This window comes from Phyllobacterium sp. K27, assembly GCF_054796155.1.
This window is the reverse complement of the sequence record NZ_JBTWND010000004.1, coordinates 587,125-600,564: the sequence shown is the minus strand read 5'-3', so window position 1 is coordinate 600,564 and position 13,440 is coordinate 587,125. Positions and strand designations below refer to the sequence as shown.

The 13,440-nt window shown below is 53.3% G+C and carries 11 protein-coding genes and 1 pseudogene; 5 read left to right on the top strand and 7 right to left on the bottom strand.

Going from position 1 to position 13,440, the window contains the following annotated elements:
* Positions 1-9: 9 nt before the first annotated feature.
* The 6 genes from ACYJL1_RS24320 to ACYJL1_RS24295 form a co-directional block, all read right to left on the bottom strand.
* Positions 10-2,073, bottom strand: coding sequence for a TRAP transporter permease (locus ACYJL1_RS24320; RefSeq protein WP_460899992.1), 2,064 nt, complete (start codon positions 2,071-2,073; stop codon positions 10-12).
* An 87-nt stretch (positions 2,074-2,160) separates the two neighbouring features.
* A complete protein-coding gene (locus tag ACYJL1_RS24315; protein WP_460899664.1) occupies positions 2,161-3,150 on the bottom strand; it encodes a TAXI family TRAP transporter solute-binding subunit in 990 nt (329 codons plus the stop codon).
* A gap of 276 nt (positions 3,151-3,426) precedes the next feature.
* Positions 3,427-4,317 (bottom strand): LysR family transcriptional regulator, encoded by an 891-nt coding sequence (locus ACYJL1_RS24310; RefSeq protein WP_460899663.1) that lies wholly within the window; start codon positions 4,315-4,317, stop codon positions 3,427-3,429.
* Between the two features lie 277 nt (positions 4,318-4,594).
* Positions 4,595-5,059: a nuclear transport factor 2 family protein gene (locus tag ACYJL1_RS24305; RefSeq protein ID WP_460899662.1), complete on the bottom strand. Its 465-nt coding sequence runs from the start codon at positions 5,057-5,059 to the stop codon at positions 4,595-4,597.
* 108 nt (positions 5,060-5,167) lie between these two features.
* Entirely contained in the window at positions 5,168-7,252 is a 2,085-nt protein-coding gene (locus ACYJL1_RS24300; protein WP_460899661.1) for a 2Fe-2S iron-sulfur cluster-binding protein, read from the bottom strand.
* A 19-nt stretch (positions 7,253-7,271) separates the two neighbouring features.
* Positions 7,272-7,883: a glutathione S-transferase family protein gene (locus ACYJL1_RS24295; protein WP_460899660.1), complete on the bottom strand. Its 612-nt coding sequence runs from the start codon at positions 7,881-7,883 to the stop codon at positions 7,272-7,274.
* Positions 7,884-8,134: 251 nt separating this feature from the next.
* Between ACYJL1_RS24295 and ACYJL1_RS24290 the strand changes: the two genes are divergently transcribed.
* The gene (locus ACYJL1_RS24290; protein WP_460899659.1) at positions 8,135-8,380 is read left to right on the top strand and encodes a hypothetical protein; all 246 of its coding nucleotides are present in this window, start codon (positions 8,135-8,137) and stop codon (positions 8,378-8,380) included.
* Between the two features lie 390 nt (positions 8,381-8,770).
* On the opposite strand, the pseudogene ACYJL1_RS24285 reads toward ACYJL1_RS24290, so the two are convergent.
* Positions 8,771-9,726: pseudogene (locus ACYJL1_RS24285) on the bottom strand (IS481 family transposase).
* A gap of 97 nt (positions 9,727-9,823) precedes the next feature.
* Between ACYJL1_RS24285 and ACYJL1_RS24280 the strand changes: the two are divergent.
* The 4 genes from ACYJL1_RS24280 (at position 9,824) to ACYJL1_RS24265 (ending at position 13,398) form a co-directional block, all read left to right on the top strand.
* Positions 9,824-10,270 carry a YqaA family protein gene (locus ACYJL1_RS24280; protein ID WP_460899658.1) on the top strand — a complete coding sequence of 149 codons (447 nt, stop codon included), beginning with the start codon at positions 9,824-9,826 and terminating at the stop codon, positions 10,268-10,270.
* A 4-nt stretch (positions 10,271-10,274) separates the two neighbouring features.
* Positions 10,275-10,589 (top strand): hypothetical protein, encoded by a 315-nt coding sequence (locus ACYJL1_RS24275; RefSeq protein ID WP_460899657.1) that lies wholly within the window; start codon positions 10,275-10,277, stop codon positions 10,587-10,589.
* Between the two features lie 453 nt (positions 10,590-11,042).
* Entirely contained in the window at positions 11,043-12,533 is a 1,491-nt protein-coding gene (locus ACYJL1_RS24270; protein ID WP_460899656.1) for a SulP family inorganic anion transporter, read from the top strand.
* Between the two features lie 10 nt (positions 12,534-12,543).
* Positions 12,544-13,398, top strand: a complete 855-nt coding sequence (locus ACYJL1_RS24265; protein WP_460899655.1) for a universal stress protein — start codon at positions 12,544-12,546, stop codon at positions 13,396-13,398.
* Positions 13,399-13,440 lie beyond the last annotated feature (42 nt).

The following is a 13,440-nucleotide window of genomic DNA, read 5'->3' as shown; positions in this document are numbered from 1 at the left end:
AGAAAGGCTCTAGATCGAGACTTGCGCCTGCCGTAAACGCCTCGATTCTCTGACATGCCTTGCAATAACGGGGAATATGAGCAGAGCACCGATAAGGGAAGAATACAGCTCAGGAACCACGAGCAGGATAGCTGCAATGATGAGCATTGCTTGCTCCCATGGTTTTGTTCTGACCAGCATGAATCCGGAGAGTGCAGCACCAAGACATGTTATCCCCATCACGCAGCCGATAAAGGCTGTCAAAAAAGCGCTCCAGGTAAAGTTGGCAGTGACCAGCAGCAGGGATGGCGAAAAGACGAATACAAAGGGCACCAATACCTTACCCATACTAAGTCTGAATGCTGTATTCCCCGTCTTGAAGGGGTCTGCTCCTGCCATGCCAGCTGCCGCATAAGCTGCCAGCGCAACGGGTGGTGTAATGTCGGCCAGCACTCCATAGTAGAAGACGAAAAAATGAGCGACAATCGGCTCGACACCCAACAGCCCGAGTGTTGGCGCGGCAATGGTCGCCATTATTATATAATTGGCGGTGGTGGGAATTCCGCATCCCATGAGAATGCAAACAACACCGGTCATGATTAGTGAGAAGAGCAGTGTTAGCGATTGCGGTGCAAACATCATCGTTGGGAGAAATGTTCCAAACCAACTGGCCATTTCGGCAGCTGTTGATGTGACGATGAACGATATTTTGAAACCGACACCGGTCAGGGTCACCACGCCAACGACGATACCAACCGTGGCCGCGGCAGCACCGACGGCAAGCGCATATTTTGCACCATCGCGCAGGCTTTCCAGCACCTCGGCGAACGACATTCTCCTGCGAGGATTGAAAAGACCCACGAGGATACACAGCGTTATACCCCAGAAAGCCGCCAAATAAGGCGTATATCCAGCCAGAAGTATCCCTATGAGAACGATGAGTGGAATAACCGTAGGCCAGTCGCGCTTGAATGCTTCTTTCAAGTCCGGCATTTCGTCAGCACGCATACCGCGCAGTCCTGTGCGCTTCGCCTCGAAATGCACCTGAATGAGCACGCCGAAGAAGTGCATGAATGCGGGTACAATCGCAGCAAGAATGATCGTCGTGTAAGGTAGATTCAGGAATTCGATCATCAGGAACGCCGCAGCGCCCATAATAGGTGGCGTAATCTGCCCACCTGTAGATGAGGCAGACTCCACAGCCGCCGCAAAATGACGTTTATATCCAAGACGTATCATTGCAGGTATCGTCAGCGAACCCACCGTTACGGTGTTCGCGACGGACGAGCCCGAAATCATCCCGAAAAGCGCCGAACCAAAAATCGAAACCTTTGCCGGTCCACCGGCATAGCGCCCGGCAACCCACGCTGCACAATCCAGAAAAAGCTGTCCGAGGCCGATACGTGTTGCGAACACACCAAAGAGTACGAAGTGAAAGACATAAGTGGCGACGACGCCAAGGGCGATGCCGTAAATACCCTGTGTCGTCAGATATAGATGATCGACAAGCTGCGATACCGTTGCTCCCGGATGTACCAGAATACCGGGCATCGAGGGGCCATAGAGCGCATACGTCATAAACAGAAGCGCTATAATTGGCAGCGGCCAGCCGACAGACCGACGCGTGGCCTCAAGGAGAACCACGATAAGCAGAGCTCCGAGGATAACGTCTGTCCGGGTAGGATTGCCTACTCTGAATGCCAAGTCGTCAAGCGGAATCAGTGGAACATGGACAACCGCGACCACCGCACCAATTGCAAGGAGCCAATCCAGTACCGAGATACCGAACGGTCGCCACAATGAGGCACTTGCCGGTTTGTCGTAACCTTTGCGTGAAAAGGGAAAAACCAAGAACACCAGACCAAGAACAAAGGACAGATGGATTCCCCGGTGTACCATTTCGGAAAGAAGGCCAAATCCTGCTGTATAATAGTGGAATAGTGACAGGGCTACCAGAAGACCACCAACGAGCCGAGCCGCGATCGGAGCAAGTGGACGAAACCGGATTTCAGAATCAAACTGTTCTTCGAGTGCTCGCGCTTTAGCCTCGTCCAGTTCCATTGGAGATGCAGGTGGTCCCTCGGCCGATGACATAGGCATCCGTGCTCCGTCGCATTATCTGTTTGCAGGATATGGCCGTACGGCCATATCGCCTTACGTGCGGTAACTGATAAGCTCGTGCTATTTCAGAACACCCGCTTCCTTGTAAAAGCGTTCGGCACCCGGATGAAGGGGAATGCCCAATCCAGTCGTTGCATTCTTCAAGGTTATCAGTTTTCCTTTTGCGTGGCCTGCATCAAGCGATGCGCGCGTAGCGTCATTCCACATTACCTTGGTAATGTTGTAGACGAGTTCCTCTGGCTGCTTTGTGCTTGTTACCCATTGTGCGGCGACAGAGATTGTCGGTGTCTCAGCGACATCCTTATAGACCCCCGCAGGAACAGTGTCTTTTGCAAAGAAGCTATATTCCGACAAGAGCTTGTCCGCTTCCGGCCCACTGATCGGCACGAGCGAAATTCCGCTCGATGTTGCCAGTTCAGATATCGCTCCGGTGGGATATCCGCCAACGAAGAAATAGGCATCCAGTGCGCCATCACGTAGGCGGTCTCCTGCTGGACCAGGTTTCAGGTACTCGGCCTTGATGTCTTTCTCGGTAATTCCATATGCACCCAGCACAATACGCGCGTCCACAATTGTTCCTGATCCAGGCTCGTCCAGTGAAACCCGCTTGCCCTTCAAATCGGCCACCGATTTGATATCCGCACCTTTTCGCGCAACCAGATGGATTGTTTCGGGATAGAGCGTGGCGATCAATCTCAACTCGTCAACCTTGCTCTTGCCTTCATAAAGGCCAGTGCCGCTATGCGCCCAATAGGCAACATCAGACTGGGTAAAGCCCGACTCCATTGCTCCACCCTGGATTGCATTGATGTTTGCAACAGAACCGTTCGATGAAACGGCAGTCGCAACCAATCCGGGGACTCCCTTGTCACCAGCGCCAGAAATAGCATTCGCGATAAGGCCACCAATCGGATAGTATGTGCCAGCTGTCCCGCCGGTGCCAATACGGAAGAAGGCTGGTGTTTGCGCAACCGCCAATGCCGTGGCGAAACACATTAGGCCAACAACAGCTGCTATCCCTAAGGACCATACATTCTTGAAAAGTTTCATTTGGGTTCCCCTTTGCATTTTTGAACGGCAAAGATCGTAATCCCATGTTGGAATGTCAACTGAACTTTTGAGAATCTTTGCAAGTCGAAAAACTCCTTGGATGATTTCTACAGTCTGCTTGCGTTAAAAAGATGTGAACTGGAGCAGTATGAGCAAATACGGCGCCTGCACGGCTCAAGTTTTGTCGGCAATCGTTTGTGAGGCTGCCCACCAACGGTTGCTGCTTTCATAAGCGGCCATTGAAAATCAAGCTGACGACGATCCTGTTGATTTCGCTTAATTCAACAGTCGATTCTCACGAAGCCGTGTCACAGCCAGATCAACGAAAGCTCTCACCTTTGCCGGGGCGTGGCGCCCCTCTGGATGAAGGACGTGAATCGGCAGTGGTGCCTCCTCATGATCAGCGAGTACGATCTGTAGTTTCTCTTCCAGCAACGCAGGGCCGATCTGGTAATGGAGAACGCGGGTGAGACCGGAACCGGCAATTGCAGTTGCTATCGCTGCCTCATTGGTATTGGACTGCAGCCATGTATGAACGGTTACCCGCTGATCATTGGCGAAGCGCCATTCTGGCGATGCCCAAGCGCTGGTCGAAGCGACAATGCGATGATCTTTGAGATCGGCGGGCGTTGACGGAACACCATGTTCCTCGAAGTAAGTCGGGGCTCCACAAACGACGCGCCGCACGGATCCGACTTTTGTTGCGGAAAAACCTGAATCCGGAAGGTGGCCAATCCGAATTGCAACGTCGATACCCTCTTCTATGATGTTGACCGGCCGATCCACAAAAAGAATACGACCGGTGACCCCGGGGTAGCTGTTGAGATATTCGTGTATTACTGGAAGAACATACATTTGGCCGAACAGCACCGATGCTGTGACCGCCAGCGTCCCCGATGGCTTGGCATAGGAGCCCGCCGCTGCGGCCTCCGCCTCTATGATATCGGATAAAATTCGTCGGCAGTCATCCTGATAGCGATTTCCGGACTCGGTGAGCTTTACTGAACGTGTGGTGCGAACAAAGAGCCGTGCACCGATCATGTCCTCCAGAGCGGCCACAGCGCGTGTTACTGCCGGTGGACTCATGTGCAACTGGCGCGCTGACTCAGCAAAACTCTCCGTCTCCGCCACTTTCACAAATATCCGCATTGCCTGCCACCGGTCCACCGCCCACCTCGTCCTTCGATTAATCATGAAGGATCGTGCAAGAACTACAAGGTCGGTACAAGTATGCGAGGTAGCACTTAATCGAAATAACAGGAATGCTCACAGGAAACAATCTCGTCGCGAGCTTGTCACAGACCGGATCGCCGTGCCCTTACCTCCTACTCAAAACGGTGCCTCGTCCCCAGTGAAAGCCATCAGTGCGAGCTCGATGGGCAACCTTGAGCGTTCGTCACGTGCAAGGAGGGGCATGGTGATTTCTTTGGCTGGCATGACTCGGTCAGAAGCCAAAATGGCTGAGGCCAGGGTGATCATCCGGACGTCTTCCAAGCGGCCAGCGGAACTTGCGTTCAGACTCTGCTATGGGATGCTCGTTGATGCTTGCGTGGCGGTGGCGCATCAGACCATCTTCGGCAAAATCCCAGTTCTCGTTTCCATAGGCACGAAACCACTGGCCGCTGTCGTCACGGTATTCATAAGCATAACGCACTGCGATGCGACTGCCGGCGAAAGCCCACAGCTCCTTGATCAGGCGGTAATCAAGCTCATGATTCCACTTGCGATTGAGGAAGGCTTCGGCTTCCGCACGGCCGTTTGCGAACTCCACTCGATTTCGCCACTTCGTGTCGAGCGTATATGCCAGCGCGACCTTGGCGGCATCGCGACTGTTCCAGCCGTCTTCAGCAAGACGAACCTTCTCGATTGCTGTCTGTTCATTAAAAGGGGGAAGTGGTGGACGGGACATTGGATAAACTCCTTGAGTATGTTGGCGAAAGCGAAGAAAGGCGACCGCATTGCTCCGTAAGAGCACCGGAGGCAGCTGGTTGCGCCATCGACAAGTGAAATGCAGCCTTCAAAGTGCGAGCTGTAATCCATTAGCGCCTTCGTTTCCGACAGATGCCGGATAGGCACTGCATATCAGAACCTCGCCTTCGCTTATTGCCGCTTCCGGTGGCGTTTTGTACGCTACGCTTCCTTTGACGAGTTTTGTGACACATGTTCCGCAGCTCCCACTCCGGCAGCTAAATTCGGGAGACAGGCCCCGGGCCTCGGCAAGTTCCAGCAGCGTTCCGCTGTCAGGGAGCCATCGGGCCTCCTTGGCAGATTCAGTAAAAATGACCGGGACGGAAACCGTAGCAGGAACCGCGCTTTCATTTCCTCCATTTTTATCGGCATCAGGTCGCCTGACAATCGATCCAGGCCCGAAACTTTCGGCGAAAATGCGTTTGTCCTGCACATTCAAGGACCGCAAACCGGTGTAGGTATCCTGCATGAACGCAGGCGGCCCGCACAGATAGAAATCGAAATCGTCAAAGGGTAAAACCTTTTTTAGAAGAGCCATATTGATGCGTCCGGGTTCATCGAAGTCAACACCATGGGTTGCCTCGTCCGGGGTGGAAAGGACCTTAACCAAGCGAACTGCTCCGTTGGCTTGGTTCACCAGATCGGCAAGCTCGGCACTAAAGCCCTGCTCCGCCTTCGAGCGGGCGGAATAGATCATCCAGGTTTTGCGTATTCTCTGTTTTCTGAGACCTTCATAAACAATATGTCCAAGCATGGCCAACATAGGTGTGATACCGACACCTGCCGCCAGCAATACGGCTGGCCTTGGCTCGAACGGATCGATGGTAAAACTGCCCGCAGGCGCGCGGGCCTCTATGATGGATCCGACCGTCAATTGGTGCAGGATCCGGGATACGCGGCCATCCTTTTTCACGCTGATCCGATACGTTCCGTCCGAAGGCGCAACTGAAAGGGTATATGTCCTGATAACCGGGGCGCTTTGTCCATCGATGGATATCCGTACAGGAAGATGCTGACCTGCCTTGTACGGGATCACCCCTGCCCCGTCGTCCGGGGACAGATAGATGGACTTTATGAGCGAACTTTCATCGGCGATCCGATCTACTTTAAAAGGCCGCCATGTCTTGGCGAGCTCAGCAGCCTTCAGACGTTCGGCTGTCTGGTCCCAGTCACCTGTCATCGTCGAAAAGGGACTTACGCCGTCCTCTCGGGTGGCCCAGCGCAGCGCCAGTGCTTCGCGTCTCCTGAAGATACGCTCCGGACGGAAATTCCATAATCGCTCAGCTCCCTGAAAAGCGGCAATTTCGGGAGAATCGAGAATTACCTCAGCTCGCCCGCTCATCTGCAAAACTTCGCCTGTGTGGAAGTTCGCGAAAACCAGTCCCGCGCGACCGTTCAAGACAATGTTGCCCAGCGTGTTGAAGAACAGATTGCCATTAAAATCAGGAATCGTAAGTAGACCATCTGGACCGATACGGACGAAACCGGGTTTTCCGCCCCGATGCGATACATCGACTTGGCGATTGCCATCAACCTCTGCATAAGAGGCAACAAAGAATGTATCTGCCTTCAAGATGAGGTCTTTGGCTTCCTCATAGAGCCCGTCGAGCACTTCCACCATAGTATGGAACTCGATCGCTGGATCGCGAACAAACTGATAATCTCGATACTGGATATAGCGGGGGCAATTCCCGAAACTATGCACAACCTGAAGATCGATTTGCGTGTCTGTGCCATTGCTGACGATACCGTTCAGGCGGTTTCGACGTCGCGTATGAAGCTCTATCCCGAGAATGCCAATTGCATCGCCATCATTCATCCCGCGAACCGCTGGATCATTGGGATCGCGAAGAGCAGCGATGTTGAGCGTGTGTTCATCGATGGCCCTCATGAAGCCTAGCCGCCCCGCCAAAAAAGTAGCCCACGGATCACCATTGTCGTCTACGGTACCGACAACCACGAAGGGCAGCTGCGGATAAAAATTCCGGTGCTGCTCGATCAGGCGGGTTCGGACGAACCGCCGCCCGATATCATCCATCTTCTCAAGAACTCCAACGACGTTCTGGAGTTCCTTTTCACCTTGATGCCATGGCGACACCGCCAGCTCATATAAAACTTTCCCTTTGACCGACATGGCTCTCTCCCTGTCCGGATTAGGTCGCCAGGCCGACTGGTGTCTTAGCGAAATCGACGAAGCCGGGAAGTGCTTCAATCCGTTTCAGCCAAGAGCGGACATTCGGATATGCCGCAAGGTCGACATTTCCCTCTGGCGCGCGGGCGGTATAGCTGTAAATGGCGACGTCAGCGAGCGTAGCATGATCGGTAGCCAGCCATTGCCCGGTCGCAAGTTCCTTTTCGAGAACCGTATAAAGAGCGTGCGCGCGTCCGATGACTTCGTCGGCATTGAACTTTGCACCGAAGACAGTGATCAGCCGGGCCGCAGCAGGGCCGAAGGCGAGCTGTCCAGCCGCAACGGAGAGCCAGCGCTGAACCTTGGCCCCACCAACTGCATCTTCCGGAAGCCAGCCGGTCTTGCCAAATTTCCTGGCGACATAAACCAGAATTGCGTTGGAGTCCGAGATCACCGTTTCGCCATCCACAAGGACAGGAACCTGTCCGAAGCTGTTGAGCGCGAGGAATTCCGGCGTTTTGTGTTCACCCCTGGCGAGGTCAACTTCGATCAGTTCGAACTTTTGACCAACCAGAGAAAGAAAAAGCCGGGCACGGTGCGCGTGGCCGGAGAGGGGATGAAAATAAAGCTTCATGGTGATGTCTCCCGTCTTGAGCGGTTCCGTTGCTGGCCGCTTTCGAGGTACAATCTGCACGAACCGATAAATTCAATGAAGACGGTTTTGAGGAAAGGCAGTGTTCCACAAAATGGAGGCAATCGACGTGGTTCGTTTTGATTGCCCGCGGTAACAATGCTCTTAATTCGTTCAGTGGAGAGGCGAATGAAGGGCTCGCTGCAGGACCCTGATAATTTCGGGTTGTGGCGCTGAATTTCTTATAGCAGGCCATGGGCCAGGATCAGGCTGCGCCGTGGCAATACGAAGGGTGGTGTCATGGGAGAGGTGCTCAACCACGCCAACTTTGGAACCTCCAAGGCTTTGTCATCTTGTTCGACAAGGAAAAGAATGTTTCGACTCAACGCCAGCAGATTTTCCAAATTTATAAAGAGCTTATCACGAAATCCGGATGCGGCAGTGCAACCATCACAAATCGTTTTTCCCCCTCACATGAGGCGGTGACCGTCAGCCGCTGAAAAAATATGGAGTTTATCCTATGTGAGCTGGACGTGAAAAATTGAACCTGGCCTTAGGGGCGACCGTTCACGAAAAAGACCATGGATCAACGTTTGGTCCGGCATCATGGAAATCCGGGTTTCATGTCCCATTGGTTCCACGAGGCTGACCTTTTGTCCGAGGTGTTCCTGCACAGTTTGGGGAAGCGGTATTGCCACATTCGACGTTACCAAGCCTTCCGCACTGGCGATCCGATAAAGCCCGCGACAAACTGATTGACGGGCTCGCTTCTGATCAGCCACATTGGCGGGAGGGGACCGTTGCCGAAGGGAAGCGACATTCCCATCCCTTTGTCATCGACCGCCACCACCATGAATGGCCGCATGTGGATTAGAAAAGCCATACCAGCCCTAGCTGTGGAGCCTCAAGAGGTTGTCCCAGTTTAGACTGAGTCGACTGATGGGTGTTTGTGATTTTAGGCTGCCGTGCGGGCGATGCCAATTGTACATATGCGTCCACTGTGGGAGATGGGCTTTGCGGAGCTCTGACGAAGGATAGGCACGTGCATAGGCCCATTCTCGCAAGGCTGTCTGGATGAAGCGTTCGGCCTTGCCGTTGGTTTGGGGCGTATAGGGTTTGGTTCGGATATGCTTGAGACCGAGCGCCTTGCAGGCCTTTGCAAAGTCCTTGGCTTTGTAGCATGAGCCGTTGTCGGTCATGACGCGTGTGACGGTGACGCCGAGTGCTTGTAGTAGGTGACCGCCGCCTTGAGAAAGGCAATGGCGCTGACGGCCTTCTCGTCGGGCAAGATATCTGTGAAGGCGATGCGGGAGGCGTCGTCGATGCAGACGTGAACGTATTCCCAGCCGACACCACGTGAGTTGCTCTGCCCTTTGCGGTCACCGGTGATGCGGTGACCGACCCGTTCGAAACGGCCTAGCCGCTTGATATCGAGATGGATCAGGCCACCTGGCTCACTATACTGGTAGCGCACCACCGGTTCGGCCGGTTCAATGTCCTTCATCCGCGAGAGCTTTGCGCGCCGCAGGATACGGCTGACGGTAGCGGGCGAGACGCCCGTTTCGAGAGCAATGTGCTTGCCAGTCAGGCGCTGGCGGCGAAGCGTGATGATACGCTGCGCCAGCGCCTGATCTGTCTGCTGTGGACTGTTTTGCGGGCGCGACGAGCGATCGATCATCTGGGCACGCCCACCCTGTTCGAAGCGTTTGACCCAGCGCGACACGATCTTGAGCGAAACGGCATAAACGCGGCCGGCTTCTGCCTTGGTCAGCGCACCGCAAAGAACCGCGACAGCCATTTCCTCTCGACGCAACGGGGTCAGTCGGGCATTTTTAGGAATGTTCATTCGGAGCGATCCTGGAAAACTGAGGTGTGGTAACTCCAGTCTCCTAAATCCGCTCCGAATGGACAACCTCCTGAAAGCTCACACCTAGAGCAACATTATGGGTGATGTTGCCGTCTATGTCGGGCTATTTGCAAGTGCCTTGATCGCCGCGACCATCCTGCCCATGCAGTCCGAGGCGCTTCTGGCAGGACTGTTGCTTGACGGAACATATTCCACAGTGATCCTCATCACGGTGGCGAGCGTCGGCAATATCTTGGGATCGGTCAAAAATTGGCTGCTCGGAGTTGCTATCGAACGGTTTCGGAACCGATATTGGTTTCCCGTCAGCGGAAAATCTTTGGACCGTGCTGCTGGATGGTATAACCGATACGGCAAATGGACCTTGTTGCTGAGCTGGATGCCCATTGTCGGCGATCCACTGACGGTCGTTGCGGGCGCGCTGCGGGAACCGTTATGGAGTTTTCTTCTGCTTGTCGCAATTGCAAAGATTGGCCGTTATCTTGCCGTACTTGCCCTGACGACCGGATGGATGGGTTTGTCATGATCCAATGGGTGATCGACTTCCAACGGGAAATCTATCTCGCTTTGCCGAGTACGTCGACGCTTTTGCAGGTGACAGAAGCTTGGCTGCCTATGGAGCCTTTCTCCCAATGGGTATTTTGTTCGGTGCGGTGCATGCCATGACGCCAGGTCACAGCAAGACGATTCATGCAACCTATCTGCCAGGATCATCCGCCAGTATGGACCGGGGACTTCTGACGTCTATCGCGTTGTCGTTCACGCATGTTCACCTTGACGGTGCTGCTTGCGGCACTGTCCCCGCCACTCGTGCCAGTTGCTCGGTAGCCTCCCGCTTTGCTTGAAGACACCAGTTGCGGACTGAGGCGTGCCGCAGGTGAGCATCTCCTTCGCAGCCCTGATGATGTTAGGCGACATTGCCATCAACCAGACAACTCGTCTCTATGCAGTCGAAAATTTAAAGGAGGCATTTTCGCAGCTTTGTGAATCCTATCAATAAAGTTTGGACTCACAAAAAATGTGGCAGAAAGTTGTTGCCACTTAAAAACTCCGGTTGTAAACAGGAATGGTATGTCGCTCAGCGACATTTCTATCCGAGCATTATTGAAGGCTTCCAAACCAATGTGACTCTGCTGTTCCGCACATAGCATATCAAGACGACGACATAGGTCCGTCCGATTTTGTGCAGAGTGCCGAACAGCCCGTTTTGTCACTTTCAACGCTCGAACTTCGCTCACCCAATCTTTTCAAAGCTTTACGCAATTGTCGCGTGAACTCCCCTTTTTCGGAGAATACAGTTGAATACCGATTTGCTTTTCAAGCTAAAGACCGAGTGGTTCGGAAACATCCGCGCCGATATTCTCGCCGGACTAGTCGTCGCTCTTGCCCTCATCCCGGAAGCTATTGCCTTTTCTATCATCGCTGGTGTTGATCCTAAAATAGGCCTTTATGCTTCCTTTTCCATTGCAGTCATCATCGCCTTTGTAGGCGGTCGGCCCGGCATGATTTCAGCGGCAACGGCAGCGACCGCAGTTCTCATGGTCACCCTCGTCAAAGTGCACGGACTGCAATATTTACTCGCCGCTACAGTATTGGCCGGATTGCTTCAAATAGCTGCTGGATTCCTCAAGCTTGGCTATTTGATGAAATTCGTTTCCCGATCGGTGATGACGGGATTCGTCAATGCATTGGCAATTCTTATCTTTATGGCGCAGCTGCCGGAATTGATCAATGTGCCAATGCTCACCTATCTCATGGTTGCAGGTGGTCTTGCAATAATCTATCTCCTGCCGCGCGTCACGAAAGCAGTTCCATCACCATTGATCTGCATCATCGTCCTGACGGCCATATCGCTTGTCTTGAAGCTTGATCTGCGCACTGTCGGTGATATGGGTGAACTTCCCTCAACCCTACCCATATTTCTAATCCCTCAAATCCCGTTCAACCTCGATACGCTGCTGATCATCCTTCCATATTCAGCAGCTGTTGCCGCAGTTGGGTTGCTCGAGTCTCTGATGACAGCATCGATCGTCGATGAGTTGACTGACACCCCGAGTGACAAGAACCGCGAGTGCATCGGACAAGGCATAGCCAATACGGCAACCGGCTTCATCGGTGGTATGGCGGGCTGCGCCATGATTGGCCAATCCATCATCAATGTTAAATCTGGAGGACGTGGCAGGCTGTCCACATTCTGCGCCGGCGTATTCCTTCTCTTCATGATCGTTGTTCTCGGAGACTGGGTAAAATCCATTCCAATGGCCGCATTGGTCGCCATCATGATCATGGTCTCAATCGGAACGTTCAGTTGGGTATCAATCCGGAACCTGCGCGATCATCCAAGATCCTCAAGTATTGTCATGCTGGCAACAGTGATTGTCGTCGTTGGGACGCATAACCTTGCGATGGGTGTATTGGTTGGCGTGCTCTTGTCGGGCATTTTCTTTGCGTGGAAGATTTCCCAGATTTTCCGGGTGACCTCAACATTGTCTGGCGATGGGGCAACGAGAACCTACAAGGTAGAGGGGCAAGTTTTCTTCGCTTCTGTCGACGATTTTACTGCGGCATTCGATTTCAAGGAGGCGCTGGAGAATGTCATCATTGACGTCAACCATGCTCATATCTGGGATATTTCCAGTGTGGCTGCGCTAGATACGGTCGTCTTGAAGTTCCGCCGCGAAGGCGCTGCTGTTCAAATTCTTGGACTTAATCGAGCAAGCGAAACTATTGTCGACAAACTCGCAATCCATGACAAACCGGGTGCGCTCGAACGCCTGATGGGACACTAGGGAGGAAAGAATGACGAAGATACTGGCACTGATTGACGGCTCCATCTATTCCCGCAGCGTTTGTGACAACGCGGCTTGGATTGCTTCCAAAACTGGCGCGGCAATCGAAATCTTACATGTTCTTGGACGACGCGAAACGACCAGCATTCCGCACGATTTAAGCGGGAGTCTCGATGCCGACGTTCGATCAACACTATTAACTGAATTGACGGCACTCGATGAACAAAGGGCCAAACTGGCGCAACAAAGGGGTCGCATCATTCTCGACCAAGCCAAAAACTGGCTGGCGGAAGAGGGTGTAGCCGAGGTCACCACCAAGCTTCGCAACGGAGATTTGGTTGAGACGGTTCAGCAGTTCGAGACTGATGTAGATATGATCGTCATCGGCAAGCGAGGGGAAGGCGCCGATTTCGCCAAGTTGCATCTTGGTTCCAATCTAGAGCGCATTGTCCGGTCCAGCAAGAAGCCCGTATTGGTTGCGGCTCGCGCGTTTCGCCCAATATCGAAAGCCCTTGTGGCATTCGATGGCGGGCAAAGCTCGGCCAAAGCAATATCCTATATGGCCCAGAGCAAAATATTTGATGATGTGAGTATATCATTGTTACAGGTTGGAACGCCGACCGACGCGATGCGCTCCAGCATGGAACATGCGGCTATCTCGATATCCCGGAGAGGAGATCCTGTTCACACCAATTTCGTAGCAGGCCAACCAGAAGAGCTCATTGCCAAGGCCGTGGAGGCTGACCAGATCGATCTGCTGGTCATGGGGGCCTACGGACATTCCCGCATTCGTAACTTCATTATCGGGAGTACGACTGCCGAGATGATCCGGAGTTGCAAAATACCCATTCTGTTGTTCCGCTAGCAGGAAGTTGCCATGACAGACAAAACAGATGATCATGAGTTT

Coding starts and splice junctions, on each gene's coding strand:
- ACYJL1_RS24320 (WP_460899992.1), bottom strand. CDS start 2,073: ATGTCATCGGCCGAGGGACCACCTGCATCTCCAATGGAACTGGACGAG.
- ACYJL1_RS24315 (WP_460899664.1), bottom strand. CDS start 3,150: ATGAAACTTTTCAAGAATGTATGGTCCTTAGGGATAGCAGCTGTTGTT.
- ACYJL1_RS24305 (WP_460899662.1), bottom strand. CDS start 5,059: ATGTCCCGTCCACCACTTCCCCCTTTTAATGAACAGACAGCAATCGAG.
- ACYJL1_RS24300 (WP_460899661.1), bottom strand. CDS start 7,252: ATGTCGGTCAAAGGGAAAGTTTTATATGAGCTGGCGGTGTCGCCATGG.
- ACYJL1_RS24295 (WP_460899660.1), bottom strand. CDS start 7,883: ATGAAGCTTTATTTTCATCCCCTCTCCGGCCACGCGCACCGTGCCCGG.
- ACYJL1_RS24290 (WP_460899659.1), top strand. CDS start 8,135: ATGGGCCAGGATCAGGCTGCGCCGTGGCAATACGAAGGGTGGTGTCAT.
- ACYJL1_RS24280 (WP_460899658.1), top strand. CDS start 9,824: ATGGGTGATGTTGCCGTCTATGTCGGGCTATTTGCAAGTGCCTTGATC.
- ACYJL1_RS24275 (WP_460899657.1), top strand. CDS start 10,275: ATGGGTGATCGACTTCCAACGGGAAATCTATCTCGCTTTGCCGAGTAC.
- ACYJL1_RS24265 (WP_460899655.1), top strand. CDS start 12,544: ATGACGAAGATACTGGCACTGATTGACGGCTCCATCTATTCCCGCAGC.